The following is a 25914-nucleotide window of genomic DNA, read 5'->3' on the forward strand; positions in this document are numbered from 1 at the left end:
CGGCCGCCTGCCTACTGCTTCAGCTCGTCCGGCTTGATGCTGCGGCTGACTTCGTCGTCGACCGTCACCACCTTGCCGTCGATCCAGCGCACCAGGCGGAAGTCCCGGTACGACAAGGCCTCATGGTTCTCCTTGGAGAAGGCCGGCGCGTAGGACTTGATCACGCCGTCGACCTTGCCCAGCTTGTCCAGCGCCTGTTGCACCTTTTCGCCATCCGTCGACTGAGCCTGCGTCATCGCGGCCGCGAGGATCTTGACCGAATCATAGGCGTGCGCCGCAAACACGTAGGTGGGCAGCTTGCCTTCCTTTTTCATGATCGCGTCGTAGAGCGCGCGGGACTGCGGGGTGGAGTCTTCCGTGATCGACGCGGTGAAGATCATCTTCTTCGCCAATTCAGGCCCGGCAATGCGCAGGAACGGGGGGCTGAGGTTGGCCCAGGATCCCAGCGTGACCGGGAAATAATTGATCTTCTCCTGGCTGCGCATCAGGTGGCCGTTGGCGTCCGCCAGCGCATAGACGATGACAGTGTCGGCGCCCGCAGCCTTGATCTTGTTCAGCTGCGACGACATGTCGGTGTCTTTGGGACCGAACTTCTCGTTGGCCACCGGCGTGATGCCGTACAGGCCCAGCACGTGCGCGGCGTCCTTGGCGCCCTGCTGGCCGTAGCCGGTGGTATCCGCGATGATGGCGACCTTCTTGTTCTTGGTCGCCTTGGCCGCGTAGGCGGCCAGCAGCGTGATCTGGTCCAGGTCGCGCATGGACACGCGGAAGATGTAGTTCGCCGGCTCCTTGCTGTAGCGGTTGGTGATCTCGGTGGCCGTGGCGGACGGCGAGATCGTCGGCACCTTCTTCTGCTGCACGATGTGCAGCCAGGCCAGCATGTTGCCGGAGTTCACGCCGCCCAGCATCGCGACGACCTTCTCGTTGTCCACCAGTTCGTTGGTGTTCTGGATGGACTTGGGCGGCGAGCCCACGTCATCGCGCGGCACGATGACCAGCTTGCGCCCCAGAACGCCGCCGGCCGCGTTGATCTCCTCGGCGGCCTGCCTGGCGCCCGACAGCGCCGATACGCCGAAGTCGGCCGAACCGCTGGCGGACATGTCGCTGTTGTAGCCGATCTTGATGTCGGCCTGCGCCCACGCCCCCTGGGCCATGGCCGCGAACGCGGCCGCGCAGGCGATGCGGGATAGCTGCTTCTGCATTTTCATTTCCTTGTCTCCAGACTTTGTGTAATGGTGCTTCGTCTTGCCGCCATCGGTCTGTGCGCCGTTCGCGGTCCACCTTGCCCTGATGCCGTGGACGCTGCCTGGGTCCCGCCCAGGACGCTAGAGAATCAATTCGATCGGATTCTCGAGCAGCTGCTTCACCGCTTTCAGGAACTGCGCGCCCACCGCGCCGTCCACCACGCGGTGGTCGGCCGACAGGGTCAGGCTCATGACGTGGCCGATACGGATTTCGTCTCCGTCCACCACCGGCTGCCGGGTCACCGCGCCCGCGGCCAGGATGGCGCTCTGCGGCGGGTTGATGATGGCGGCGAATTCGCGCACGCCATGCATGCCCAGGTTCGACAGCGTCAGGCTTCCGCCTTCGTATTGTTCGGGCCGCAGCCGCCCGCGGCGGGCCTGATCGGCCAATTGCGCGATCTCCGAGGAGATCTCGCGCAAGGACTTCCGGTCGGCATCGCGCACGATGGGCGTGATCAGGCCGGACTCCAGCGCCACCGCGATGCTCAGGTCCACCTGGCCCCGCTGCACGATGCCCTCGTCCGTCCATTGCGCATTGATGGCGGGGGTGCGCCTGACCGCGCGCGCCACCGCCATGGCAAGCAGATCGTTCAGCGAATGGCGCACCGGTTCGGGCGCGGACTCGCCGCGCGCGTTCAGCGCGGCGCGGGCGGCCATCATCGCATCCATGCGGCAATCCACCGTCAGGTAGAAGTGCGGCACCTGCTGCTTGGACTGGACGAGCCGGCGCGCGATCGTGGCGCGCATGGGCGTGTGCGCTTGAAGCGCGGCGCCGGACGGCGCCGGGAGGGGCGCATCCGGCGCCGGGGCCGGCAGGGACGCCGCCGCGTTTTCGATGTCCACCCTGACGATACGGCCATTCGGCCCGCTGCCGGCAAGCGCGTGCAGGTCCACCCCCAGCGTGCGCGCCAGCCGCCGGGCGGAAGGGCTGGCGAAGAGGCGTTGCGAGGCCAGGCCGCCTGCCGCCTGGGGCCGCGCGCCGGCCGCCGGAGCCGCCGCGGGCATGGCCGGCGCGGCCGCGACGGCTGGAGGAGCAACCGCCGGCTCGGGCGGCCGGCCGGCGGGCGGCGAGGCGGCGCCTGGCTCGGGTAGCAGCGTCGCGATGACGTCGCCCACCGGCACCTCGGTGTCTCCGGCCGGCACATGGATGCGATCGAGAACGCCGTTGTCCAGGGCTTCGAGTTCAATGACGGCCTTGTCGGTCTCGATCTCGGCCAGGATATCGCCGACCTTGACCGCGTCGCCCGACTGCTTCAACCATTGCAGAATCTTGCCTTGCGTCGTGCCCGCGCCAATGGCGGGCATCACGACCTCGATATCCATGTCTGACTCGCTTTATGTGTTGGCCAAATTGCCTGTCTTCTCGATGTACAGGGCGGCATCCGAGATATCCGCCACGACCGCCGCGCGCGCGCCCTCGGCGTCGCGGCGCTCCAGGGCGTCCAGCAGCGCCGCGTGGTGGCGGAACGACTCCCAGCTTTCCGACTTGCGGTCCTTGCTGCCCATGCTGAGCGAGAACAGGGGCGCGATCTGCAGCCAGATGTTCTCGATCATGCCCACCAGCAACGGCATGCCCGCCGCTTCGTACAGCGTGAAGTGCAGGTTGCGGTTGGCCTCGATGGTCTTCAGGGTGTCGATCTTCGCCTTGTGCCCCAGCCGGTCGAATTCGTCGGCATGGTGCCGGATGCGCGCGACCGTCTCGTCCGTCATGATCTTGGCGGCCTCGGCCGCGGCGAAGCCTTCCATGCAGCAGCGGATGCGCACGATCTCGCGGAACTTCGTCAGGCCCGGCTTGGGCACGCGCAGTCCCCGGCTGGGCAGCATTTCCAGCGCGCCTTCGGCGACCAGCTTGTTCACGGCTTCGCGCACGGGCATCGGGCTGGTGTTGAGCACGGCAGCCAGGCCGCGCAGCGTCACTTTTTCCCCAGGGGGCACCGCGCCGCTCATCAGGAGCTCGCGGGTCTTCTGGTAGATCTGGTCCGCGACCGTAATGCGTTCCTGCTTGTCGAGCAGGCCTTCCAGGATGCTGTTGTCCATATCGTCTCAATTCATATAGACGCCACCGTTCACATCCAGGGTGGCGCCGCAGATGTAGCTCGCGCCATCGGAACAGAGAAAGGCGATGGGCAAGGCGATTTCGCGCGGCTGCGCCATGCGCCGCAGCGGAATTCTATTCGCATCGAAAGCCTGGCCCCGCGTCATGCCCGTTTCGGTCGCGCCCGGCGCGACGCTGTTCACGGTGACGCCCGAATCGGCCGCCCTGCGGGCCAGCCATTTGACGAATGCGTGCGTGCCGCCCTTGGCCGCGACGTAATGCGGACTGGCCGCCAGCCCTCCCATGCGCGCCGCCACGGAAGACACCAGGACCATGCGGCCCGCGCCCTGCGCGCTCATCTTCGCCAGCGCGGCGCGCGTCAGGTGCATGAGGCCCAGCAGATTGATGTCGATGACGCGGTGGAAGACTTCGTCCCAGCCCGCCTCGTTCCAGTCGTCCCAGGGGCAATAGCCCGCGTTGGCCACCAGCGCGTCCAGGCGGTCGATGCCTGCCACCGCGCCTTCGGCCGCGGCCCGGTCGGCCACGTCGAAGGCGATGGCGCGGGCCGGCACGCCGCGCGCGCCCAGTTGCTCCGCCAGTTCCCGCGGCGCCTGCCGGTCCGCCAGCACCAGGGAGGCGCCCTGCTCGCCGCAGACCTCCGCGGTCGCGCGGCCTATGCCGCCGGCCGCGCCGGTGATCAGGACGGTCTTGCCCTCAAGCGCGCGCGGCATGGGCGTCCCCCTTGGGCGAGGCCGACAGCGCGCTTTCGGCCAGCATGTCCTGGATCAGCGAACGGACGTCGTCTTCTCCCGCCAGCGCGGCGCGCTCCAGCGCCTGCGAGACCACGGGCGGCGCCCAGCGGCCCGTAACCCGCTGGACCGGCTGATCCAGGTAATCGAAGTATCGGCGCTGGATCTCGTCGGCGATCAGCGCGCCCAGGCTCGCGCCCCGGGTGGTCTGCTCCACGATGGCCACCCGGCCCGTCTTCATGACCGAACGGCCGATGGTGTCGTAATCGATGTCGCGCTGCGAAAGCGTGCGCAGGTCGATCACGTCGGCGCGCACGCCCGCCTCGTCCACCAGGCGGCAGCATTCGTCCACCATGGTCAGGGTCGTCAGCAGCGTGATCTGATCGCCCTCGCGCACGCGCTTGGCGCGGCCGATGGGAATGTAATAGTCCAGGTCCCTGGGCACCGGCACCTTGCGCTTGTGCAACTGCTGCGGCTCGATGACCAGCACCGGGTCCTTGCAGCGCAACGCCGAATTCATGAGGCCCACGTAGTCGAAGGCGTTGGACGGCGCCAGGATGCGCCAGCCGGGAAAGAGGGCGAACACGCCCGCCGGGTCCATCGAATGCTGCGAACCGTAGCCCTCGGGCCCGGGAATGCGCGTGCGCAACACGAGCGGCACGTTGGCCGTTCCGTTGAACAGATGGCGGATCTTACCCGCCTGGTTCAGCAACTGGTCGCCCGCCACCAGGAAGAAGTCGCTGTACATCAGCTCGACCACCGGCTTCAGGCCCGAAAGCGCCGCGCCGGTGGCCAGGCCGCAGAAGCCGTTTTCCGTGATGGGCGTATTCACCAGCCGGCCGGCGTACCGTTCGGTCAGGCCCCGGGTGGCCCCGACCGTGCCGCCGCCCATGTTGGCGACGTCCTCGCCGAATACGTAGATGTCCTCGTCCTCGGCCATGCGCGCCCCCATGGCCCGCGCAATCGCCTCGATATAGGACATGGGTTCCATGTCCTCGGCTGCGTAGTCCTCGGCCTCGGCATAGCGCAGCCCGTCGAACTCGGACAGGTCGCTCGCGAGATGCTCGTCCACGGTGGTGGCGTCGGGCCAGAGTTCGGCCCGGATGCGGGCCGAAGAGCCGGCGCCTTCCACACAGGATGCCGCCGCCGCTTCCACGGCGTCGGTCACGGCGGCATCGATGGCGGCCAGTTCGCCGGCATCGAGAATGCCGCGCGCCGGCAGTTCGCGCTGCAGGAACAGCCAGGGATCGCGCGCCTTCCACTCGTTCTCTTCGTCGCGCGTGCGATAGCCGAACGCGCTGCCCGGAATCGACGAGCTCTGGTGGTAGTAACGGTAGACCTCGGCCAGGATGAAGGCCGGCCGCCCCTCGCGCGCGATGTGTTCGCGCGCCCAGCGCGTGGCCAGCCAGACCGCGAACGGGTTCATGCCGTCCACCTTGACCGCGGCGATGCCATGACCCTGCGGCCGCGTCAGCAATTCGGTCTCGAAGGTGGATTGCTCCACGCTCATGGAGACGGCGTACTTGTTGTTTTCCAGGAAGAAAATCATGGGCAGGCCGTACAGGGCCGCCAGGTTCATGGCCTCGTGCGTGGCGCCCTGGTGCACCGCGCCGTCGCCGAAGAACGTGACCATGGCCTTGCCCGAGCCGCGCTGCTTCTCGGCGAAAGCGTGCCCGCAGGCTATCGGTATGCCGCCCGCCACGATGGCGTTGGTGCCCATGATGCCCAGGTCGGCGCGGCGCAAATGCATCGATCCGCCGCGTCCTCCGGTCCAGCCGTCCTTCAGGCCCAGGATCTCGTGCATCAGGCCCTGGATCTCCTGCCGCATGCGCAGCGTCAGGCCGGCGGCGGACGGGTCCAGGTCCTGGTCGTACAGGGCGTTGACCGCCTTGGCGATGCACTGGTGATGCGCGCGGTGCGTGCCGTTCATCAGCGTGTCCACGGGCAGCGCCGCGATGCAGCCGGCCGCCGCGCCCTCCTGCCCGATGCTGGAATGGGCGGGTCCGTGCACCAGATTCAACTTGTCCAGCTGGAGGATCTTCTCCTCGAAGCGGCGCGCGACCAGGAACAGCGTCGTCAGCCGCAGCGCCTCGGCGCGCGTCAGCAGCGCCCAATCGCTTTCCTGCACCGCCAGCGAGTGCACCGGCGTCTTCTGTTCGAGCTCCTCGAATTGCATACTGTCCCCTTGTAGGCCCGGACGATGGTCAGATGTGGGCGGTCACGCCGCCGTCCACGACCAGGCTCGCGCCGGTCACGAAGTCGGAGCCGGGGCTCGCCAGGAACAGGGCCGGGCCCACCAGGTCTTCCGGCTCGCCCCAGCGGCCCATGGGCGTGGTGGCCACGACCCGCTCCGCGTGCCCCGGAATGTCGACCCGCGCCTGGCGCGACAGCGCGGTATCGATCCAGCCGGGCTGGATCACGTTGACCGCGATGCCGTCGGCCGCCCACGCGCAGGCCAGCGAGCGCGTCAGCTGCAGGACCCCGCCCTTGCTGGCCGAATACGCCGCCGTCACCGCGTTGGATGCCAGCGCGAGGATGGAACCGATATTGATGATCTTGCCCTTGCCGCGCGCCCGCATGGGCGCGTGCACGGCCTGGCACATGTTGAAGCTGCCCTTCAGATTGATATCGACGATGCGGTCCCAGACGTCTTCCGGGTACAGCTCCGGCCGCATGCGGGTGTTGACGCCCGCGCAGTTCACCAGCACGTCGATGCCGCCGAAATCGGCCACCGCCCCCGCCACCACCGCCTCGCAGGCGCCGCGGTCTTCCACTTGCAGCGCGTAGCTTCCGGTCTTCGCGCCGGATCCGCGCAGCTCGGACGCCAGCGCGTCCAGCCTTTCCCCCGCCAGGTCGGTCAGCACCAGGGTCGCGCCCGCCCGGGCAAAAGCCCGACTCAGCGCGGCGCCGATGCCGCCTGCCGCACCGGTGATCAAAACAACCTTGTCTCGGATATCGAAGTGTTCTTGTTGGGCCATACCGCGTCCGTTTGATGCTATTTTTGATATGTGATCACAAATTTGATTCTAGGAGCGGAAGGATCCAGGCGTCAACGGCGCGCGTATCGGGGTCTACCCCTAGAACGCGAAAATGGCGGGAAGGGGGCTGCCCCCTTCCCGCCATGCAGACACCCGCGAGGCCGCCACGGCGACCCGGGCGTCTTCAGTAGGTCATCCGCACGCCCAGCAGCACGCTGCGCCCCGGCAGTGGCGCGACGGAAGAAATGAACGAGGCATGGTTGTAGGCCAGCTTGTTCAGCAGGTTGGTGCCGCGCAGGTAGACCTCGTAGCCCGTGGCGCCGTATTGGCCCCGGTAGGCCACCACCGCATTCACCATGTTGTAGCCAGGCGTGCTGTCCTCGTACGCGGCGATGTCCTTCTGCGAGAACACGCGCGCGTACTCGACGCCGCCCGACCATTGCCCCCATTTCACGTTGCCCCGCACGCCGGCGCGGGCCGCCGGGATGCGCGGCAGGTTGCCGTCGCCGCCGGTCAGTTTGCCGCGCACGTAATCGCCGAACACCGCCGCGGAGAATACCGGCGTGAACTGGTGGCGCAGTTCGCCTTCCACGCCCGTGAACTCCGCGTCGCGCTGGGTGTATTCGATCAGGCGGAAATCTTCGTAGCGGTCCAGCGTGTTGGCGTAGATGTAGTTTTTCACGCGGTTGTGGAACACGCTGGCCGAGAACGTGGTGTCGCCGGAATGCTTGCGCAGGGTCAGGTCGATATTGTGCGAAGTCTCGCGGCCCAGGTCCGGATTGCCCAGCTCGTAGGTATTGGTGGCCAGGTGCACGCCATCGGCGTATAGCTCCTGCGCGCTGGGCAGGCGCTGGGAACGCGACAGCGACAGCGCCACCGAGTACTGCGGCGCGAAATCCCAGATGGCGGCGGCGGAGAACGAGGTGCCCGACAGGCTGGTGCGCGGCGCTCCGCCCGAGGGCGAAATGCGCTGCCAATCCTGCCGCGCGCCCAGTTCGAAACGCCAGTCGTTCAGCTGGTATTCCTCCAGCACGAACAGGCCGTTGGACCGCGTTTTGCTGCGCGGCAGGAAAGCCTCCTCGCCCTCGGCGCTGAAATCGCTGTAGGCATTCTGCAGCCCCACCACGCCGCGCCAGCCGGCGATCGGCTTGTGCTGCAATTCCAGGCGCAGGTCATAACCCTTGTTCTTGAACCGGGTGCCGACTTCGCCGCCCTCGATCTCGTCATGCTGGTAGTCGGTGAGGCCGCCGCGCAGGCGGATCTTCTCGAATCCCGCGAACGGATCCTGGTATTCGGCGCGCAGGTCCAGGCGGTTGCTGCGCAGCTTCACGTAGGGCACGCCACCATGGTCGTGATCGTGGTCGTGGTCATGGCCCTCTTCCTCGTCGCCATGGTCGTGATCGTGCCCGCCGCAATGCAGGTGCGTGCCGTGCGGATGGCAGCCCTCGTACTCGTGGTTATGGCCCGGCAGGCCGTACTCGCTTTCCAGGTGCGTAAAGGCCAGGCCGACATAGCCGCGGGGCGTGATCCATGACATGCCCACGGAACCCTGCGTGGATTCGCTGTAAGAACCTTCCAGCTTGCCGCCCGGCCAGTCCGGCACGTCATAGTCGCTGCTGCGGCGCTTCATGCCTTCCACGCGCACGGCGAACTGCCCTTGCCCGGCCGTGATGCCCACCGCTCCGGAGCGCTCCTTGGTGCCGGTGGCGCCACGCAGTTCGGCCTCGGCCTCAACGCCCTTTTCGGGAACGGCGGTCGGCACCTTCTTGTCGACCACGTTGACCACGCCGCCGATCGCGCCGCCGCCATACAGCAGCGTGGCCGGACCGCGCAACACCTCGATGCGCTCGGCCAGCAGGGGTTCCACCGTCACCGCATGGTCGGGAGAAATCCCCGATGCGTCCATGACCTCGGAACCGTCGGACAGAACCTTCACGCGCGGCGCGGTCTGCCCCCGGATGACCGGACGGCTGGCGCCGGCTCCGAAGGTGTCGCTATTGACGCCGGGCAGGTTCTTCAGCGTCTCCCCCAGCGTGCCGGTGCGCTGCTCGATCAGCGCGTCGCCCTCCAGCACCGAGGCCGGCAGCGTGGTGCTGTTCAGGTCCAGCCCCAGCGGATTGGCCGATACCGTGATCGGCGCCAATGTCCTGGCGCCGGCGGCGGGATCGCCTCCCGTCTGCGCCTGGGCGGCCGGCGCGGCCAGCATCAATGCGCAGGCCAACGGCTTCAGCCCCCCCGAACGGCGCGGCCGCCGACCCGCCCTGCCGCCGCTTTCCCGCACCTGCCCCTGCTTCTTGCCGATCATCTTCGCTCTCTCGAATGTTATATCATTACAAACAAGTCGCAAATGATATAACATTTCAAATCGAACGCAAGAGCGGGAAGCAAAACGGGCGTTTCGCCGGATGCCCGGCATCCGGCGAAACGCCCGCGCAATCTGGCCGCCCGGGCGTCTGCCGCCCGAGCCGCGCTCAACCCGCCTTGAACTCCTTGTTCCAGTACTCGAGGATGTCGGCCTTCTTTTCGGTCAGGCTCTTCAGGTCGTAGGCATGCAGCAGCTTGACCTCGGCCTCCGAGAAGCCCACGCGCTTCAGCGGTTCGGGCAGCGATGCATTGGTCACGGTGGGCGCGTAGCCCATCTTTTCGGCGAACGCGATCTGCCCCTGGGGGTCGAGCATGGCGTTGAGATATTCCCAGGCCGCGTCCTTATTGCGGCTGTTCTTGGCCACGGCCGCTTCGAACGCGACCGGCACCGAGCCTTCCTTCGGAATGACGAAGCCCAACGGCAGCCCGCTGTCGCGCCATTGCAGCGCGCGCGCTTTCCACATGCACGCGATGGCGATCTCCCCCGATTTGAACGCGGCCGCCACCGCCTCGTTGGAGGGGTAGATGCGCGGCGCGTTGGGCTTGAGCTTGGCCAGGAAGCGCTTGCCGCCTTCGAAGCTCTTGGTGTCGCCGCCCGCGCCCAGGCCGACGAATACCGCGTTGTACAGGTACAGGATGTCGGAGAAGCCTACCTGCCCCTTCCATTTCGGGTCCAGCAGCACCTCCAGCGAGTCCGGCGGAGTGGGGAATTTCTCGGTGTTGTACACGAGCGTCATCGCACTGAAGATGTGCGGAATCGAGTACGGCGTCTTCAGGGCGCCGATCGCGTGCGCCAGATTCGGCAGTTTCTTGGCATCGACCGGCTCCAGCGTGCCGGAGCGCTCGGCGTCGTACATATCGACTTCGCCCAGCAGCGCCACGTCCATGCTGCCGCGGCGCGAGTTCTTCTCCGCGCGCAGCTTGGTCACGCGGCCGACCGCGTTGCCCGTGTCGTACACCACGTTCACGCCCTGCTTGCCGACGATGGGATTGATGATCTGCTGCAGCAAGTTCTGGTAATCGCCGCCCCAGGTTCCCACGACGATGTCTTTCCCGGCGGCGTGCGCCATGCCGGGCACCCAGCCCAGGGCGGGGGCCAGGGCCAGGCCGGAGGCCGTTTTGATGAAGCCACGGCGAGTCAGGTTTTTCTCTTGCATAACGACCTCGTATCGAAGGGGAACTGACGACTTACTACGAAGCGGGCGCGTCATCGGCATCGCTGATGGCCGCGCCCCTGCCAAAACTCAGGTAAGCATCTCCACCGGCGCGTCCGGCGCGCTCGCCCGGATCGCTTCGGCATCGATGTCGCGGGCGATGACGATGATGGCGTCGCTCGCATCGGGCTGCCGCGTCAGCCGCTGGGGCGCGCTGAACGTGGTTCCGACCGACTGGATCAGGATGGGCTCGGCGCATTCGCTGACACGCACCACCGCCTTGACGCGCAGCAGGCGTTCGCCGCAGAAGCCGGCCAGGTTGTCCAGCCATTCCGAAAAATCCGTCCAGCTGATGCCGGCACGCGCCCGGGCCGCCATGACGCGGATCCGCGGATGCGCCGTGGCCGCCGCGCCGCAGGCCAGCATGCGCGCGGCCAGACCCGCCAGGTCGGACGCGCCCCGCGCGGGCGCGAAGGCCGCCCGCACCGCAAGCAGGCGGTCCGGCTCGGCGATGACCGCGGCCAGCGGATTCAAGGCGGCGGCGCGCGCCGCGCGCGCCTGCAGCGCCGACGCCGGCAACAGGTCGGTCTTGGTCAGCACGATGCGGTGCGCGGCGCCGAACTGCGCCATCGCCTCGTCCATCTCCGCCAGCGCGTCGGGATCGCGGGCGCAGTCGTCCGTGCAGACCACCGTCAGTCGCACGCCCCGGCTCGTGACCTCGGGATCGGCCAGCGATGCAATGACGGGCCCCGGCCGCGACAGGCCGCTGCATTCCAGGATGACGCGCTTGAGCGGCCCCTCGCCGTCGCGCCTGGGCGCATCCAGCAACGCGCCCAGCGTGTGGACCAGATCGCTGCGCAGGGAGCAGCAGACGCAGCCGTTGGCCAACAGCGTCATCGGCACATTGCCGCTGTCGTTGGCGACGATGGCGCCGTCCACCCCGACCTCGCCCGCCTCGTTCACGATCACGCCGGTATCCGCCCCGGCGGGATCCCGCAGGTAATCCACCAGCAGCGTGGTCTTGCCGCTGCCCAGGAATCCGCAAAGCAGGAACAGGTCGACCGCCATGTCAGGACGCCGCCTCCGCGTTGTCGCAAGGCGAGCCCGCGGGCGAGCCGCCAACGGGCGGGCGCTCGCCATCCGGATCGTCCGCCCAGCTTCCGCGGACCATGCCGCGGACGTCCGCAAGCAGCTCGGCGGTGTCGTATACGACGCCGGATTTGATGGTGGTTTCCAGGCAGCGCTGCCATTCGACCTGGGCCGTTGCATCGTTCAGGCGCATGGCGCCGGTGCCGAACAGCAGCTTGAAATCCGTCAGCGGATTCTGGTTGTGGATGAGCAGGTCGGCGCGCTTCTGCACGTCGATGGAGCCGGTGTCGTCATCGATGCCCAGCAGCGCCGCGCTTTGGGAAGTGGCCGCGCGCAGCACCTCGATCGGATGGAAGCCCGCCTCCTGCAGCAGCTCCAGTTCGCGGATGAAACCGAAGCCGTAGATCTGGAAAATGAAGCCCGAATCGCTGCCGGCGCACACGCGCCCGCCCAGGTTCTTGTATTCGTTGACGAACTGCATCCACAGCCGGTAGTTCTGCTTCCATTCGATCTCGTTGGTCGTGCTCCAGCGATACCAGTATGCGCCGTGCCCGCCGCGCTGCGGCTGGAAATATTTCCAGACCGCCTTCCAGGTGTATTCGTCGTGCCAATCGGCGCGGCGCGCGCGCATCAGATCGCGGTTGGCGTCGTAGATGTTGAAGGTGGGCACGAAGGTGTGCCCCAGCTCCAGGAAGCTGTCCATGACCTCCCGCCACTTCGCCGAGCCCGGCTTCGCGGCCTGCATGAAGGTCTGTCCCGCGACCGCGAAGCGGTAGTACTCGTCGCTGTAGTTGTAGTCGGTCGGAAACGACTGCACCACGCGGTCCTCGAACAAGGCTTCGGGCAAGCCGTAGTAGTGCTCGGAACTGGTCAGGCCCCAGCGCGCGGATTTCAGCGCGTTCACCCGGGTGACGGCCATCTGCGCATGGTGGCAGCCCGAGCGCAGGCCCAGTTGCGCCGCCTCGTCCAGCGCGGCCTCCATGATGGCCGGCGGCGCGCCGAAGAACTTGATGCCGTCCGCGCCGCGCGCGGCCAGCTTGCGCACCCACTCGCGCCCCTGCTCCGGCGTATGGATGGTCTTGACGCGGTCGTTGACCGCCGGAAATACCGAATGCACCACCATGCGGGGCGCGGCGATCTTGTTGGCGGCGGACAGTTCGCGCTGCGCCAGCGTCCAGCCCAGTCCGCCCATGGCCCCCATTTCGCGCACCGTGGTCACGCCATGCGCCAGCCACAGCCGATAGATGTAGTCGGCGGGCGGCACGATGCCGCTCATGGCGTGGTAGGGCGTGCCGATGTGCGCGTGCGCGTCCACGAAGCCGGGCGTCACGAACTTTCCGTGGCAATCGATCTCGTGGTCGCCCGGCCCCGGGCGGCGCTTGGGATCGATCGCCTTGTGCGGCGTGCCCACGTTCACCAGTCCCGTGATCCGGTCGTTCTCGATCACGATGTCCACCGGCCCCCAGGGCGGCGCGCCCGTGCCGTCGATGATGGTGGCGCCGCGCAGGATCAGGCGGGGAAAAGGCCCCAGCCCGCGGTCGCGCGCCACGGGCGCCGAAGGCGGATGCCAGCCCTTGGCGGCGTTGACGTCCCGGGATTCCTCGCCGACTTCCGATTGCATCTGCGTGGGATCGCTCATGGCGCCTATGCTCCCATTCCATTGTGCTCGATGACGCCGCCCTTCATGATCAGCGCGATGTGCTCGCCCTGGCCCAACAGGCAGGAAAGATCCCGGTAGGGATTGCCGTCCACCAGCAGTATGTCCGCAAGTGCGCCTTCCTGGATGCGGCCCAGCTGCCCCACCTGGTTCAGCACCTCCGCGGCGGTGGTGGTGGCGCACTGGATCACCTCCTGCGGCGTCATCACCTCGGCGCGGATGCGGAATTCGTCGCTTTGCAAGCGCTGCGACGGCCCCAGCAGGTCCGAACCGTAGCCGATCTTCACCCCCGCCTTCTTATAGATCTCCAGGGAGTGCAGACCGGCGGTGCGCACCGTGGCGATCTTGGCCACGGAGTCCGGCGGCAGCCCGTAGTCGGCGCCTTCGTTCGCCAGCGCTTCGTACGTGACCAGCGTCGGCACCACGAAGGCGCCCTTCTCCGCCATGTATCGCGCCACGCGCTCGTCCACGAGGTTGCCGTGCTCGATCGTGCGCACGCCGTTGCGGATGGCCCGTTCGATCGCATCCGCCGTATACGAATGCGCCATCACGTAGGTCTGGCGGCTGGCGGCCTCGTCGACGATCACCCGGATTTCCTCCTCCGAATAGCCATAGGACGCGATCGGATCCGTCGGCGATGCGACCCCGCCGGACGCCATCATCTTGATCTGGTCGGCGCCCATCTGCAATTCCTGGCGCACCGCCTTGCGCACGTCATCGATGCCGTCGGCCACGCGGCCGATGTCGCCGGCGCGGAAACAGCAGCCGCAAAAACTCATCGGCCGCAGGTGGTCGGAACGCGGGCGCGGATCGCCATGGCCGCCGGTCTGGCTGATGGCGCGGCCCGAGATGAACAACCGCGGCCCCTTGACCGTGCCTTCGTTCACGGCGCATTTCAACCCCCAGCCCGCGCCGCCCGCGTCACGCACGGTGGTGAAGCCCCGGCGCAGCATGGCCGCCATGATGGGAACGGCGCGCATCATGACCAGCGCATCCGGCAGCACACCCTGCGTGCTGAGGTTCAGCTGCGTGGCCAGGACGTGCACATGCAGGTCGATCAGCCCAGGCATGAGCGTTCGGCCGGCGGCATCTATCGTGCGCGCGGACGCGGCCGCGATCGGCTTGTCGGAGACCTCCTTGATGACGCCGTCCTCGACCAGCACGTGCCTGCCTTCCAGCAGGTCCGCCTGCAGGGGATCGAGCAGGTTCGCATTCTTGAACAATACAGAAGCCATGAGGATTCCTTTGTGGAGTCGGGGGTCAGGACGCCATGGTCTTGATATAGCGGCGATGGATCAACCAGTTGGAAATCAGGGCGATGACCAGCGTGCCGCAGACCAGCACGACGGCCAACGCGGCGCCGAACGGCCAATTGGAGGCGCGCGTGATCTGGTCGTACAGCGCCGGCGCCATCATCGTCAGGCCGGAGCCCCCCAGCAGCACCGGCGTGGCGTAAGCGTTCATGCACAGGATGAAAACCAGCATCGTCCCCGCCGCCACGCCCGGCGCGGCGATGGGCAGCACGATGCGGCGCAGCGTGGTGAAGAAACTGGCGCCGACGTTGCGGGCGGCCTCCTCCACGGACAGGTCCATGCCCTCCAGCACGCTTTGCAGCGTCAGGATCAGGTAGGGCATGACGACGGCGGTCGTGCCGATCACGACCGCCGTGGGCGTGTACATCATGGTCAGCGGCTTGTCGATCAGCCCCATCCCCTGCAGGATGGCGTTCACCACCCCCGCGTTGCCCAGCGCCACCATCCAGCCAGCGGCGCGCACCACGTTCCCGACCATCAGCGGGAACACCAGCAGGATGACGAACAGGCTCTTGTAGCGGCTCTGCGTGCGCGCCAGGAAGTACGCCACGGGAAAGCCCAGCACCAGCGCCAGCACCGTGCACAGCCCGGCGATGCCCAATGTCGTGAGGAAGATGTCGCGGTAATAGGGATCGCCGAAGAACTTGGCGTAGTTCTCGAACGTGAAGGCGGTCTGCATCAGCTCCGCCGGATCGAAGCGGTTGAAGCTGTAGCGCGCCAATTGCAGGATGGGAACCAGGATGATCGCCAGCACCACCAGCGATGCCGGAAACGCCAGCCCCGGCCCCAGCCAGCCCCTGCGGGCCCCGTCTTGCGTCGCGGTCGTCATGGCGGCTCCTATTGCGTGAACGCCACGCAGTCGTCCGGCTCGAAGCACGCGTAGACGCGCGCGCCCGGCGCCGGCTGCGGCTGGCGCGCGCCGCCGTTGACGACCTGGCTGATCATGCGGTTGCCGCCCTCCAGCTGCACGCGCACTTCCAGCACCGAGCCGAGATATAGCGAGGACTCGACCACGCCCGCCAGCGCGTTCCCCCCCGAGGGCTGTTCCCGCAGGCTCACCCGCTCCGGCCGCACGCCCACGTGCGTGGCCCCGGAACCGCCCGGCGCCGCGATGCGCTGGCCCGCCTCGGTCTGGAAGACGTTATCGGCCCCGCCGCGTCCCTTGAACACGTTCATCTTGCCCAGGAAGTCGGCCACGAACAGGTTGGCCGGCCGCTCGTACAGCGAGTCGGGCGTGCCGACCTGCTGCACGATGCCATCGTGCATGATGGCCATGCGGTCGGCGATCGCCAGCGCCTCTTCCTGATCGTGCGTCACGAATACGGTGGTCAGCCCCAGGCGTTGCTGCAGGGCGCGGATTTCTTCGCGCACTTCCACCCGCAGCTTGGCGTCGAGGTTGGACAGCGGCTCGTCGAGCAGGAACACCTTGGGCTCGATGGCCAGGGCGCGGGCGATCGCGACGCGCTGCTGCTGCCCGCCGGACAGCTGGCGCGGATAGCGGTCGCGCAGTTCGCTCATGCGCACCATGTCCAGCACACGCCGGATCTTGCCGTCCCGGTCGGCCTTGGGAACCTTGTGCATTTCCAGGCCGAAGGCCACGTTCTCCGCCACCGTCATGTGCGGGAACAGCGCGTAGCGCTGGAACACCATGCCCGTATCGCGCTTGTGCACCGGCAGGCGGGTCACATCGGTCTCGCCGATGCGGATGCGCCCCGCCGAGGGTGAAATGAAGCCGGCGATCATGCGCAGGGTGGTCGTCTTGCCGCAGCCGCTGGGGCCCAGGAACGCCACCAGTTCCCCTTCCGCGATCTCCAGCGAGAAATCGGACACGGCCACCGCCGCGCCGAACTGCTTGCGGATGTTTTCGATCGAGACCTTCGCCATCTTCTACACCACCTGACTGAGTTTCACATAGCGGTCGGTCACAAGCATGATGATGCCCAACAGCAGAATTTGCACCGAGGCCACCGCGGCGATGGTCGGATCCAGGTTGAATTCCAGGTACTGCATGATCGCGATGGGCAGCGTGGTGCGCCCCAGCCCGACCAGCGACAGCGACAGCTCGAGGTTCTCGAACGACACGACGAAGCTGAACAGCGCGGCGGCCACGATGGACGGGCGCAGCATGGGCAGCGTCACGCGCATGAACGCGACCGGCGCGCTCGCGCCCAGGTTGCGCGCCGCTTCTTCAATGGATCCGTCCAGGCCCGCCATGCCGGCGGTGACCAGCCTGACGGTCCACGGAATGGTCAGGCACACGTGGGCGATCACCAGTCCGCCGAAGGTGCCGATGATGTCCTGGTCCAGCGCTTCCTCGGCGCGCAGATAGAACAGGTAGATGCCCACCCCCGCCACGATGCCGGGAATCAGCAGCGGCGACAGCAGCAGCGTATTGATGCCCTTGCTGCCGCGGAAGCGGTAGCGGGCGATGCCCACGGCGGCCAGCACGCCCATGGCCACGCCGATGAAGGCAGCCACCAGCGACACTTGCAGGCTGAACAGGAAGCCATTGGCGAAAGCGGGGTTTTCCCATGCCTTCACGTACCAGGACAGCGTGTAGCCGGACGGGGGAAAGTAAAGAATGGCGTCCTTGAAGAAGCTCAGCCAGACCACCAGCACGATGGGGCAGAGCATGAACGCATACATGAGGACAACGAAGAGGCGGTGCAGCCACGTCGCCCACGGAAACACCCGCAGGGCCTGTTCCCGGTTGGCGGCCCTGACGGCCGGGTTCAAAGGAGGCGCGTTGTGCAAATCCAGGTTCCTTGTCAGCTGATGCCGGCTAGGCTTGAAACTCCTCCGGTAAGGACTCTGCGGCCTCTGCGGTTAACCAGAGCATATCGACCGGTTGCTGCGCGGCTCAACTAGGGATAACCCACCACTGGGAAAATCCCGCAGCCGGCCAGGAACGAGCCTGATGGCAAGGGTGCAACCGGCCGCAACGCAAGGCGGCGGCAGGTGCAACCCTGGATGCGACTCGGCCTACGCCTCGAGCCCGCACAGGGCCTGCAGCACCGCCACGCGGCTCTGGCCCAGCACCATGCCTTGCCAATCCTCCTGGCCGCAATAGAACGCGTCGAGGGTGGCCTGCAGGATTTCGCGGCGCTGCGCGTCGCCGGCCTCGGGATGGGCGCGCAGCCAATTTCGCCCCCGCAGCGCGTGGATCACGTCTTCCCACGGCATGGTGCCGAACTCCAGCGCCATCGAGGTGGGCTCCGAGTCGGGACAGGCCTGGTAGATCAGGCCCGCCAGATGGCCGGTGATGTCCACCGACGCGGAACTCCCCTGGTAGGGCACGGCGATGTCGCTGCCCCACCAGCGGCGCGCCCGCGCCACCTCGGCCTCGTCGCGGCGGCCGGCGTATATCTTCTCGCCGTGGCCGCGGGGGCCCAGGCCGGTATGCACGTCGATCCAGCCGATGCGCGCATGGCGGCTGGCGTGGGTCTGCAGGATGGTCCTGAGGTTCGCGAGCGAGGCCGCAGGCCGGTCGCCGCCATAGAACAGGCCATCCGCATGGGTGTACTGCCCGCGCGACACGGCCTGGGTCACCGCGGGCAGGCCATGCTGTTCGATATGGCGGGCGAGGTCCTTCCGGTTCTGTTCCGTCGGGGGCCACTCCTGCGGCAGCAGCAGTCCGTGGACCGGCCCGTAGCCGGGATTCTCCGGCAGCGGCTGGCCGCCGAACGGCTGCGCGTTGCGGTTCAGGTCCACATTGCCCTCGTCCGTGCGCGCGATCCACGAAAAGCCATAGGGATTCACCGCGTGCACCAGCAGCAGCGCCACGCCCGCGCGGCGCGCCCGTTCCAGCATCGGCGCATCGTCCAGCAGCGCGAGCTGGCAGCCGGCGCCGCAGAAACCCTCGACGCCGTGCGTGGCCGACGTCATGATGAGCAACCGCCCGGCATCCGGATCACCGATCAGGGCCACGTCGGTCGCGAGCGGCTCGCCCTCGCTGCCCAGGGGGTCGATGCCGTAGGACCGGACATGCGAGGCCAGCGGCGCCGCCGCCGACAGGAAGCGTTCGCGCGCCTGCGCGTAGCTCGAGGAAAAATAGCGGGTCGTGGATTGCATGTCATGCCTCGCGAGTATCGATTTCGTGGCCGGTGCGGTCCCGGATCCAGAACAGCACCACGGTGGAAAGCGTCACGGTCACCATCAGGTACCAGGCCGGCGCCATCGGGTTTCGCGTGACGTGCAGCAGCCAGGTTACGAAGAATTGCGCAAAGCCGCCGAATACGGAAATTCCCAGCCCATAGACCACCGACATCCCGGTCGTGCGCACCGCCTTCGGGAACAGCTCGGGCAGCATCGTGATCACCGGCGCGGTCTGCAAGGCCAGCAGCACCGCCAGCAAGGCGATCACCGTCATCAGCCGGCCGGTGCTGGGCGCGGAAACCAGCCACTGGAAGCATGGCAGCAAGGCGCCTACCGTGGCCGCGCGCGACCAGAAGATCACCTTCTTGCGTCCCACGCGGTCGGCCAGCATGCCGACGAAGGGCGCGATCAGAAAGCCGATGGCGCCCAGGACGACGCTGGCGGACAACGTCGACGTCGCGGGCAGGCCCAGCTCCTTGTTGGCGTAGGCCGGCATGTAGAACCCGATGATCTGCGCGCAGACCATGCCGCCGATCACCAGCAGAATGCCTTTGACCACCCGCGTCTTGTGCTCGGCGAAAACACGGCGCAGCGGCTGATGGCCGGTCCCCGCCTGCGATTGCGTCACGCCGGCGCGCGGCGGCGGTTCAAGCGTTTCCTCGAGGTTGCGCCGGATGTAGGCGCCCACCGGCACGGTCAGGATGCCGATGACGAACGGCACGCGCCAGCCCCAGGCCTGCATCTGCTCCTTGCTCAGCGCCGCCGTCAGCAGCGCCACCGTCAGCGCGCCCAGCATCACGCCCAGCGACTGGCTGCCGAACTGCCAGCTGGAATAGAACCCGCGCTTCTCCGGCGGCGCGTGCTCCACCAGCAGGGTGGTCGATGCTCCAACCTCTCCGCCGGCCGCGAAGCCCTGGATCAACCGCGCCAGCACCATCAGCACGGGCCCCGCCGCGCCCATCTGCGCATAGGTCGGCGCGGCGGCGATCAGCGCGCAGCCCAAGCCCATCAGCCACAAGGTCAGCGTCATGGCCGCGCGCCGCCCATGGCGGTCGGCGTATGACCCGATCAGCATGCCGCCCACCGGGCGCATCAGGAAGCCCACGCCGAACGTGGCGGTGGTCAGCAGCAGTTGCCCATAGCTCGAGGCCGCCGGAAAGAAGAGCGGCCCGATGACCAGCATCAGGAACGTGAAGACGGTGAAGTCGAAGAACTCCAGCGCGTTGCCGATCGTGGTGCCTGCGATCACCCGCCGGCGCATCGCTGGCGTATGGAGATCCTGCCGGCCCGGCGCGGCGGCGATAGCAATAGACATTTTTTCCCCTTGATGTCCGTTCCGGTGACGACCGGCCGGTGAACCCGGATGCCGCGCCTGTCCCGTGAGCACGAATATACGGATGGCAAACGATAAGGAAAAGACAGTATTTTTGTTCCAGTGAATACTTTTTCTTATATGCTGACGCCGGTCGATTCCTGGATCCAGTCCGCAGCCCATGAACCTGCGCCAATTACGCGCATTCGTACAGATCGCCGAGCACCGCAGCATCCGCGCGGCGGCGCGCGCGCTGTTCGTCACTCAGCCCGCCGCCACGCGCAGCCTGCGCGAGCTGGAGGAGAGCGTGGGCGCCGAATTGGTGCGGCGCAGCGCCAGGGGCGTGGAACTGACCGCCTACGGCGAAGCCCTGTACAGGCGCGCCGTCCTGATCCTGCAGGAAACGCGCAAGGCCCAGGAGGAAATCGGCCAGATGCGCGACGGCGAAGGCGGCACGCTGAACCTGGCGATCAGCTCGGCCGCGCTGACGGTGCTGCCCGCCGCGCTGGCCGCCTTCCGCGCGCGCATGCCGCGCGTGGCCGTGGCGTTCAACGAGGTGGCGCCGCCCTATAGCCACGAGCAACTGGAATCGGGCCGCTACGATTTCCTGGTGCAGACGGAGTACGACGGCGAGATCGACGACGGCTTCGCCAGAACCACGCTGTTCACGCTGCCGCTGGCGGTGGGCGCGCGCGCCGGCCACCCGCTGCGCCGCGCCCGCAGTCTTGCCGAACTGCACGATGCCCTGTGGCTGCTTCCCGGCAATATCCAGGCCCCCGCCAATCTTCTGCGTCTGGCGTTCGCCGCCCACAAGCTGCCTCCGCCCCGCGACGTGATTCCGTGCCAATCGATCGCGGTGGCGCTGGCCATCATCGCCGAAAGCGATGCCCTGGGAATTTTCGTGCGCAATCTGTTCGACCACAGCCTGCTGCCGCGCGGCCTGCGCATGCTGCCTCTGGCGCATGAACTGCCGGCCGCTCGCGTCTCGATCCTGACCCGCGCCGACTCGCCGCCCACGCCGGCCGCGCAGTGCTTCATCGATTGCCTGCTGGAGGCCCTCGCGGCGCCCGCCGGCGCGCGGGCCTGAGCCTGGACGGATCCGCGGCCTGACGCGCCGTACCGGTTATCATCGACGCTGCCCGTGCCAACGGTCCGCAATGCTCCGCCCGGCCTTTCCTGCCCTTCTCATCCATGGCGTTTCCCCGACTACCTTCCCCGCCCACGCTGACCGACACCGTCGCCAAACGGCTGCGCGCCGAAATCGACGAAGGCCGCGTGCTGCCCGGTGCGAAACTGCCGACCGAAACCGCGCTGGCGGAGCAGTTCGGCGTCAGCCGCACCGTCATCCGCGAAGCCGTCTCCCGGCTGCGCCAGGATGGCGTGGTGGAAGCGCGGCAAGGCAGCGGCGTCTACGTCACCGGGTCCACGGGAAATCGCGCCCTGCGCATCGATGCGGCCGAGCTGTCCTCGCTGGACGCGGTCCTGCACATCGTGGATCTGCGCCGCGCGCTGGAAACCGAAATCGCCGCCCAGGCCGCCGCGGTGCGAAAAAAGCAGGACATTGCCGACATCGACGCGGCGCTGGCCGCCATTTCGCAGGCGGTCGAGAACGGCGGGGACGGCGTGAAGGAAGACGTGGCGTTTCACCGCAGCATCGCGCGCGCCACCGGTAACCCCTATTTCATGACGACGCTGGCGTTCGTCAGCCAATTCATGGAGGCGGCCACGCGCGTGACGCGCGGCAACGAAGCGCGCCACGCGGGCCTGATGCGCGACGTGCTGCAGGAGCACGCCGCCATCGTCGAGGCCATCCGCCGGAAGGACGTGGACGGGGCGCGCGAGGCCGCCCGCATCCATATGGTGAACGCCGCCAAGCGGCTGAAGCAGGCACACCGGTAACGGTCCGGGGGCCCTCCCCCGGGGCGCCCCCCTTCGCGCCGTTCAAGCCCGGCGAAACGCCTTGATGAAGAAGTCCCGCGTTCCGAAATTGCCCGACTTCAGCGCGATGCTGACATCGCCCCGCGCCGCCGGCGCATGGCCCGCGCACCAGGGCACGCCCGGATCGATCTGCGCTCCGATGGCGATCTGGTCCAGCCCCAACGCCTGCACGACCGCGCCTGAGGTCTCGCCGCCCGCCACGATCAGCTGGCGCACGCCGCGCTCGACCAGTCCCACCGAAATGCGCGCAATGGCGGCTTCGATCAGCGATCCCGCGCGCTCGACGCCCAGCGCGCCCTGGGCCTGCCTCACCTGATCGGGCTGCGCCGTGGAATAGATCAGCACAGGGCCGTCCTGCATGCGCGGCTCGGCCCAGGCCAATGCCTCGCCCACCACGTCGTCGCCCGCCGCCAGCCGCAACGGATCCAGCGCCAGGGCCGGCCGGCCGCTTTCGATGAACGCCGCCACCTGTCCGTTGGTGGCCGTGGAGCAGCTGCCCGCCACCACGGCCTGCAGGCCGGGCACGAGCGCCGACTCCGCCCTGCCGCCTGGCGACAGGCCCCAGTTGGCCGGCAGGCCGATCGCAACGCCGGAGCCCGCCGTCACCAGCGGCATGCCCCGCAGGGCCGGCCCCAGGGCCAGCAGGTCCTCGTTGGACACCGCGTCCACGATGGCGACCTCAATGCCCTGCGACGACAACTCGGCGATGCGGGCGCGGATCGCGTCGCTGCCGCGCGCGACGACGCTGTAGTCGATCAGGCCCACCTTGCGCGAGGTCTGCGCCGACAACACGCGGACCAGGTTGGGGTCGGTCATCGGCGTCAGCGGATGATGCTGCATGCCCGATTCGTTCAGCAGCACGTCGCCCGCGAACAGGTAGCCCTTGAATACCGTGCGCTTGTTGTCCGGAAACGCGGGCGTGGCGATGGTGAAGCGGGTGCCAAGCCTGGACATCAGCGCGTCGGTCACCGGGCCGATATTGCCCTGCGCCGTGCTGTCGAACGTGGAGCAGTACTTGAAATAGATCTGCTCGGCGCCCTGCGCCTGCAGCCAGTCCAGCGCCGCCAGCGACTGGGCCACGGCCTCGTCGGCAGGCAGGGTACGGGTCTTCAGCGCCACGACCACTGCGTCCGCGTCGCCGCGCAGCGGCGTCCCGGGAACACCGATCGCCTGCACCGCGCGCATGCCGGCGCGCACGAGGTTGTTGGCCAGGTCGGTGGCGCCGGTGAAATCGTCCGCGATACAGCCCAGTTTGATGCTCATTTCGGCTCCGGCAGCGAAATCCCGGGGAAAATCTTGATCACGGCGCTGTCGTCCTCGCGGCCATGCCCGGCCGAGGATGCCTGCATGAACATCTGGTGCGCGGTGGAGGCCAGCGGCAGCGGGAACTTGGTATGGCGGGCGGTATCCAGCACCAGCCCCAGGTCCTTCACGAAGATATCGACCGCCGAGAGCGGCGCATAATCGCCCGCCAGAACGTGGGCCATGCGGTTCTCGAACATCCAGCTGTTGCCCGCGCTGTGCGTGATCACTTCGTACAGCGCATCGGCGTCCACGCCTTCGCGCAGGCCCAGCGCCATCGCCTCCGCGGCAGCCGCGATGTGCACGCCCGCCAGCAGCTGGTTGATGATCTTGACCTTGCTGCCCGCGCCCGCGCGGTCGCCCAGGCGGTAGACCTTGCCGGCCATCGATTCGAGCACGCCGCCGCAAGCCTCGTAGGCGGCCGGACGGGCCGCGGTCATCATGGTCATCTGGCCGGCCGCGGCCTTGGCGGCGCCGCCGGAAATGGGAGCGTCCACGTAGTGAATGCCTTGCTCGGCCAGCCGCGCCTCCAGCGCGATCGACCCGCTGGGATCCACGGTGGAACACATCACGAATACGGCGCCCGGCCGCAGGAAAGCGGCGATGCCGCCCTCGCCGTAAAGCACCGCCTCGGTCTGCTCCGCGTTGACGACGACGCTGATGACGATGTCGCAAGCCGCCGCCATGTCGGCCAGCGCGGCGCACGCCACCCCGCCCTCGGCCGCGAACGCCGCGGCAGCGCCGGACCTGATGTCGTACGCGTGCACCTCGTGGCCTGCGCGGCGCAGGCTTTGGGCGATTCCAGCGCCCATGGCGCCCAGGCCGATGACGCCGACACGGCGCGGGGATGTTTGCGGATTGCTCATGGTTTCATCGTCCAGGAAATCTAGATAAGGCGGGGCGCGGCGCGCTCAGCGCTGCAAGTCGTCGGCCATGTAGGCGCGGATGATCTCGGCGAAATCGCGATCGCCCTTCAGGCCCAGGCTGGCCGCCCGCGCCGTGTCCCACCGGCCGGGCCAGCTGCCGACGATGCGCTCGACGCGCTCGTCCGCCTGCCAGCCGATGCGATCGGCCACTTCGTCGCCCGCCACCTCGCGCAGCGCCTGTTCCATCTCCGCCACCGTGACGGACACGCCCGGGAGGTTGATGGGCGCGCGGTCGGCCACGGCGCGCGCCGGCAGCTCGCAACCGGCGACCAGCGCCTGGATCGCGCCGCGCGGCGACAGCAGCCACAAGCGCGTGTCGGCGCCGACCGGGCACACCGAGGCCTCGCCATTGAGAGGCTCGCGAATGATGCCGCTGGCGAACGACGAGGCCGCCGCATTGGGACGGCCGGGCCGCACGCTGATCGTGGGCAGGCGCAGCACGATGCCGTCGACGAAGCCGCGGCGCGTGTAGTCGGCCAGCAGCAGTTCGGCGATCGCCTTCTGCGTGCCGTACGATGACTGGGGATTGAGCGCGGTGTCGTCTCGCACGGTCTCGGGCAAGACGCCGCCGTACACCGCCACCGAACTGGTGAAGATCACCCGCGGCTTGTGGCCCAGCGCGCGGCAGGTTTCCAGCAGCGCCCGCGATGCGTCCAGATTGATGCGCATGCCCAGGTCGAAGTCGGCCTCGGCCTGCCCGCTGACGATCGCGGCCAGATGGAAAATGGCGCGGGTCTCCGTGTCGATGGCCTGTTGCAGAACGGCCGGGTCGGCGATATCTCCGACCATCGAATGCACGCGCGGGTCCGTCAGCGCGTCGTTCTTGACGACGTCCAGCAGGTCGATCCGCGTGATCGCTTGCGGCGCGCCGCCGTCCAGCGCGAGGGAACCTCGCTCCAACAATTTTCGAGCCAGCCGCTGGCCCAGGAATCCGGCGCCGCCGGTGATCAGTATCTTCATGATGGAATGCTCAGTGATTGCCGAGATAGGGTTGGGCCCAGCCCAGGCCTTCGGACGTGCCCGCCTTGGGACGGTACTCGCAGCCGATCCAGCCTGTATAGCCCAGGGCGTCGATACGCTCGAACAGATAGGGGTAGTTCAGCTCGCCCAGGTCCGGCTCGTGCCGGTCGGGCACGCCGGCGATCTGGATGTGGCCGATGCCTGCCATGTCGCGCTCCAGCTTGACCGCGATATCGCCCTCGACGATCTGGCAGTGATAGATGTCGAACTGCACCTTCAGGTTGTCCGCGCCGACCTCGGCGCAAACCGCTTGCGCGTCGTCCTGGCGATTGAGGAAAAAGCCCGGGATGTCGCGCGTGTTGATCGGTTCGATCACCACGACGATGCCGGCCGAGGCCGCGGTTCGCGCCGCGCGCGCCAGGTTCTGCAAATAGGTGTCGCGGTGCGCGGCACGGTCCTCGCCGGGGCGGATCAGGCCGGCCATCACATGGAGCCTGCGGTTGCCGAGCGCGGCCGCATATTCCAGCGCCTGGTCGAAGCCGCGCTCGAACTCGGCTTCCCGGCCCGGCAAGGAAGCGATGCCGCGCTCGCCGGCCGCCCAATCCCCGGGCGGCGCGTTGAACAGGGCCAGTTCCAGGCCGTTCTCCTCCAGCCGCGATTTGAGCTCCGCCGCCGCAAAATCATACGGAAACAGGAACTCCACCCCGGAGAATCCATCGCCGGCCGCCGCCTGGAAGCGGTCCAGGAAGGGATGCTCGGTGTACATCATGGTCAGATTGGCGGCCAGGCGTGGCATTG

The 25914-nt window shown here is 67.8% G+C and carries 22 protein-coding genes; 2 read left to right on the forward strand and 20 right to left on the reverse strand.

What is annotated here, in order from left to right:
* Positions 1 to 11: 11 nt before the first annotated feature.
* The 16 genes from ACN6PJ_RS24705 to ACN6PJ_RS24780 form a co-directional block, all read right to left on the reverse strand.
* Complete coding sequence (locus ACN6PJ_RS24705) at positions 12 to 1208, reverse strand: ABC transporter substrate-binding protein (protein WP_427998431.1); 1197 nt, start codon at positions 1206 to 1208, stop codon at positions 12 to 14.
* A 117-nt stretch (positions 1209 to 1325) separates the two neighbouring features.
* Complete coding sequence (locus ACN6PJ_RS24710) at positions 1326 to 2567, reverse strand: dihydrolipoamide acetyltransferase family protein (protein ID WP_427998432.1); 1242 nt, start codon at positions 2565 to 2567, stop codon at positions 1326 to 1328.
* 12 nt (positions 2568 to 2579) lie between these two features.
* Positions 2580 to 3281 (reverse strand): GntR family transcriptional regulator, encoded by a 702-nt coding sequence (locus ACN6PJ_RS24715; RefSeq protein WP_427998433.1) that lies wholly within the window; start codon positions 3279 to 3281, stop codon positions 2580 to 2582.
* Between the two features lie 6 nt (positions 3282 to 3287).
* A complete protein-coding gene (locus tag ACN6PJ_RS24720) occupies positions 3288 to 4010 on the reverse strand; it encodes an SDR family NAD(P)-dependent oxidoreductase (protein WP_427998434.1) in 723 nt (240 codons plus the stop codon).
* On the reverse strand, positions 3994 to 6204 hold the full coding sequence (locus ACN6PJ_RS24725; RefSeq protein WP_427998435.1) for an alpha-ketoacid dehydrogenase subunit alpha/beta: 2211 nt from the start codon (positions 6202 to 6204) through the stop codon (positions 3994 to 3996). Before ACN6PJ_RS24725 ends, ACN6PJ_RS24720 begins: the two co-directional genes overlap by 17 nt.
* A 28-nt stretch (positions 6205 to 6232) precedes the next feature.
* The gene (locus tag ACN6PJ_RS24730; RefSeq protein ID WP_427998436.1) at positions 6233 to 7006 is read right to left on the reverse strand and encodes an SDR family NAD(P)-dependent oxidoreductase; all 774 of its coding nucleotides are present in this window, start codon (positions 7004 to 7006) and stop codon (positions 6233 to 6235) included.
* 184 nt (positions 7007 to 7190) lie between these two features.
* Entirely contained in the window at positions 7191 to 9212 is a 2022-nt protein-coding gene (locus tag ACN6PJ_RS24735; RefSeq protein ID WP_427998474.1) for a TonB-dependent receptor domain-containing protein, read from the reverse strand.
* 265 nt (positions 9213 to 9477) lie between these two features.
* Positions 9478 to 10527, reverse strand: a complete 1050-nt coding sequence (locus ACN6PJ_RS24740) for an ABC transporter substrate-binding protein (RefSeq protein ID WP_427998437.1) — start codon at positions 10525 to 10527, stop codon at positions 9478 to 9480.
* Between the two features lie 87 nt (positions 10528 to 10614).
* Positions 10615 to 11592 carry a CobW family GTP-binding protein gene (locus tag ACN6PJ_RS24745; protein WP_427998438.1) on the reverse strand — a complete coding sequence of 326 codons (978 nt, stop codon included), beginning with the start codon at positions 11590 to 11592 and terminating at the stop codon, positions 10615 to 10617.
* A 1-nt stretch (position 11593) separates the two neighbouring features.
* Positions 11594 to 13252: an amidohydrolase family protein gene (locus ACN6PJ_RS24750; RefSeq protein WP_427998439.1), complete on the reverse strand. Its 1659-nt coding sequence runs from the start codon at positions 13250 to 13252 to the stop codon at positions 11594 to 11596.
* A gap of 5 nt (positions 13253 to 13257) precedes the next feature.
* Positions 13258 to 14505, reverse strand: coding sequence for an amidohydrolase family protein (locus ACN6PJ_RS24755; protein WP_427998440.1), 1248 nt, complete (start codon positions 14503 to 14505; stop codon positions 13258 to 13260).
* Positions 14506 to 14530: 25 nt separating this feature from the next.
* Positions 14531 to 15412 carry an ABC transporter permease gene (locus ACN6PJ_RS24760; RefSeq protein ID WP_427998441.1) on the reverse strand — a complete coding sequence of 294 codons (882 nt, stop codon included), beginning with the start codon at positions 15410 to 15412 and terminating at the stop codon, positions 14531 to 14533.
* Between the two features lie 8 nt (positions 15413 to 15420).
* The gene (locus tag ACN6PJ_RS24765; protein ID WP_427998442.1) at positions 15421 to 16467 is read right to left on the reverse strand and encodes an ABC transporter ATP-binding protein; all 1047 of its coding nucleotides are present in this window, start codon (positions 16465 to 16467) and stop codon (positions 15421 to 15423) included.
* A 3-nt stretch (positions 16468 to 16470) separates the two neighbouring features.
* Positions 16471 to 17337, reverse strand: a complete 867-nt coding sequence (locus ACN6PJ_RS24770) for an ABC transporter permease (RefSeq protein ID WP_427998443.1) — start codon at positions 17335 to 17337, stop codon at positions 16471 to 16473.
* A 228-nt stretch (positions 17338 to 17565) separates the two neighbouring features.
* Complete coding sequence (locus ACN6PJ_RS24775) at positions 17566 to 18654, reverse strand: M14 family metallopeptidase (RefSeq protein ID WP_427998444.1); 1089 nt, start codon at positions 18652 to 18654, stop codon at positions 17566 to 17568.
* 1 nt (position 18655) lies between these two features.
* Positions 18656 to 19993 carry an MFS transporter gene (locus tag ACN6PJ_RS24780; RefSeq protein ID WP_427998445.1) on the reverse strand — a complete coding sequence of 446 codons (1338 nt, stop codon included), beginning with the start codon at positions 19991 to 19993 and terminating at the stop codon, positions 18656 to 18658.
* 178 nt (positions 19994 to 20171) lie between these two features.
* On the opposite strand from ACN6PJ_RS24780, the gene ACN6PJ_RS24785 reads away from it, so the two are divergent.
* Positions 20172 to 21077 carry a LysR substrate-binding domain-containing protein gene (locus ACN6PJ_RS24785; RefSeq protein WP_427998446.1) on the forward strand — a complete coding sequence of 302 codons (906 nt, stop codon included), beginning with the start codon at positions 20172 to 20174 and terminating at the stop codon, positions 21075 to 21077.
* Positions 21078 to 21181: 104 nt separating this feature from the next.
* Positions 21182 to 21889, forward strand: coding sequence for a FadR/GntR family transcriptional regulator (locus ACN6PJ_RS24790; protein ID WP_427998447.1), 708 nt, complete (start codon positions 21182 to 21184; stop codon positions 21887 to 21889).
* A 42-nt stretch (positions 21890 to 21931) separates the two neighbouring features.
* Here the strand turns inward: ACN6PJ_RS24790 and otnK are convergent, their stop codons facing one another.
* From otnK to otnI, 4 genes are read right to left on the reverse strand one after another with little or no spacing between them, the layout of a single operon-like run.
* Entirely contained in the window at positions 21932 to 23191 is a 1260-nt protein-coding gene (otnK, locus tag ACN6PJ_RS24795) for a 3-oxo-tetronate kinase (RefSeq protein ID WP_427998448.1), read from the reverse strand.
* Entirely contained in the window at positions 23188 to 24096 is a 909-nt protein-coding gene (gene ltnD, locus ACN6PJ_RS24800; protein ID WP_427998449.1) for an L-threonate dehydrogenase, read from the reverse strand. The genes otnK and ltnD overlap by 4 nt, the downstream gene beginning before the upstream one ends.
* A 45-nt stretch (positions 24097 to 24141) precedes the next feature.
* Positions 24142 to 25116: a D-erythronate dehydrogenase gene (gene denD, locus ACN6PJ_RS24805; RefSeq protein ID WP_427998450.1), complete on the reverse strand. Its 975-nt coding sequence runs from the start codon at positions 25114 to 25116 to the stop codon at positions 24142 to 24144.
* Between the two features lie 10 nt (positions 25117 to 25126).
* Complete coding sequence (gene otnI / locus ACN6PJ_RS24810; protein ID WP_427998451.1) at positions 25127 to 25912, reverse strand: 2-oxo-tetronate isomerase; 786 nt, start codon at positions 25910 to 25912, stop codon at positions 25127 to 25129.
* Positions 25913 to 25914: the final 2 nt, after the last annotated feature.

Origin of the sequence: Achromobacter sp. (assembly GCF_050285585.1) — a bacterium.
Taxonomy (GTDB): Bacteria; Pseudomonadota; Gammaproteobacteria; order Burkholderiales; family Burkholderiaceae_B; genus Achromobacter.

Excerpts from the sequence above, each read along its gene's own strand:
- ACN6PJ_RS24705 (WP_427998431.1), bottom strand. The coding sequence starts at position 1,208 with ATGAAAATGCAGAAGCAGCTATCCCGCATCGCCTGCGCGGCCGCGTTC.
- ACN6PJ_RS24710 (WP_427998432.1), bottom strand. The coding sequence starts at position 2,567 with ATGGATATCGAGGTCGTGATGCCCGCCATTGGCGCGGGCACGACGCAA.
- ACN6PJ_RS24715 (WP_427998433.1), bottom strand. The coding sequence starts at position 3,281 with ATGGACAACAGCATCCTGGAAGGCCTGCTCGACAAGCAGGAACGCATT.
- ACN6PJ_RS24720 (WP_427998434.1), bottom strand. The coding sequence starts at position 4,010 with ATGCCGCGCGCGCTTGAGGGCAAGACCGTCCTGATCACCGGCGCGGCC.
- ACN6PJ_RS24725 (WP_427998435.1), bottom strand. The coding sequence starts at position 6,204 with ATGCAATTCGAGGAGCTCGAACAGAAGACGCCGGTGCACTCGCTGGCG.
- ACN6PJ_RS24730 (WP_427998436.1), bottom strand. The coding sequence starts at position 7,006 with ATGGCCCAACAAGAACACTTCGATATCCGAGACAAGGTTGTTTTGATC.
- ACN6PJ_RS24735 (WP_427998474.1), bottom strand. The coding sequence starts at position 9,212 with ATGCTGGCCGCGCCGGCCGCCCAGGCGCAGACGGGAGGCGATCCCGCC.
- ACN6PJ_RS24740 (WP_427998437.1), bottom strand. The coding sequence starts at position 10,527 with ATGCAAGAGAAAAACCTGACTCGCCGTGGCTTCATCAAAACGGCCTCC.
- ACN6PJ_RS24745 (WP_427998438.1), bottom strand. The coding sequence starts at position 11,592 with ATGGCGGTCGACCTGTTCCTGCTTTGCGGATTCCTGGGCAGCGGCAAG.
- ACN6PJ_RS24750 (WP_427998439.1), bottom strand. The coding sequence starts at position 13,252 with ATGAGCGATCCCACGCAGATGCAATCGGAAGTCGGCGAGGAATCCCGG.
- ACN6PJ_RS24755 (WP_427998440.1), bottom strand. The coding sequence starts at position 14,505 with ATGGCTTCTGTATTGTTCAAGAATGCGAACCTGCTCGATCCCCTGCAG.
- ACN6PJ_RS24760 (WP_427998441.1), bottom strand. The coding sequence starts at position 15,412 with ATGACGACCGCGACGCAAGACGGGGCCCGCAGGGGCTGGCTGGGGCCG.
- ACN6PJ_RS24765 (WP_427998442.1), bottom strand. The coding sequence starts at position 16,467 with ATGGCGAAGGTCTCGATCGAAAACATCCGCAAGCAGTTCGGCGCGGCG.
- ACN6PJ_RS24775 (WP_427998444.1), bottom strand. The coding sequence starts at position 18,654 with ATGCAATCCACGACCCGCTATTTTTCCTCGAGCTACGCGCAGGCGCGC.
- ACN6PJ_RS24780 (WP_427998445.1), bottom strand. The coding sequence starts at position 19,993 with ATGTCTATTGCTATCGCCGCCGCGCCGGGCCGGCAGGATCTCCATACG.
- ACN6PJ_RS24785 (WP_427998446.1), top strand. The coding sequence starts at position 20,172 with ATGAACCTGCGCCAATTACGCGCATTCGTACAGATCGCCGAGCACCGC.
- ACN6PJ_RS24790 (WP_427998447.1), top strand. The coding sequence starts at position 21,182 with ATGGCGTTTCCCCGACTACCTTCCCCGCCCACGCTGACCGACACCGTC.
- otnK (WP_427998448.1), bottom strand. The coding sequence starts at position 23,191 with ATGAGCATCAAACTGGGCTGTATCGCGGACGATTTCACCGGCGCCACC.
- ltnD (WP_427998449.1), bottom strand. The coding sequence starts at position 24,096 with ATGAGCAATCCGCAAACATCCCCGCGCCGTGTCGGCGTCATCGGCCTG.
- denD (WP_427998450.1), bottom strand. The coding sequence starts at position 25,116 with ATGAAGATACTGATCACCGGCGGCGCCGGATTCCTGGGCCAGCGGCTG.
- otnI (WP_427998451.1), bottom strand. The coding sequence starts at position 25,912 with ATGCCACGCCTGGCCGCCAATCTGACCATGATGTACACCGAGCATCCC.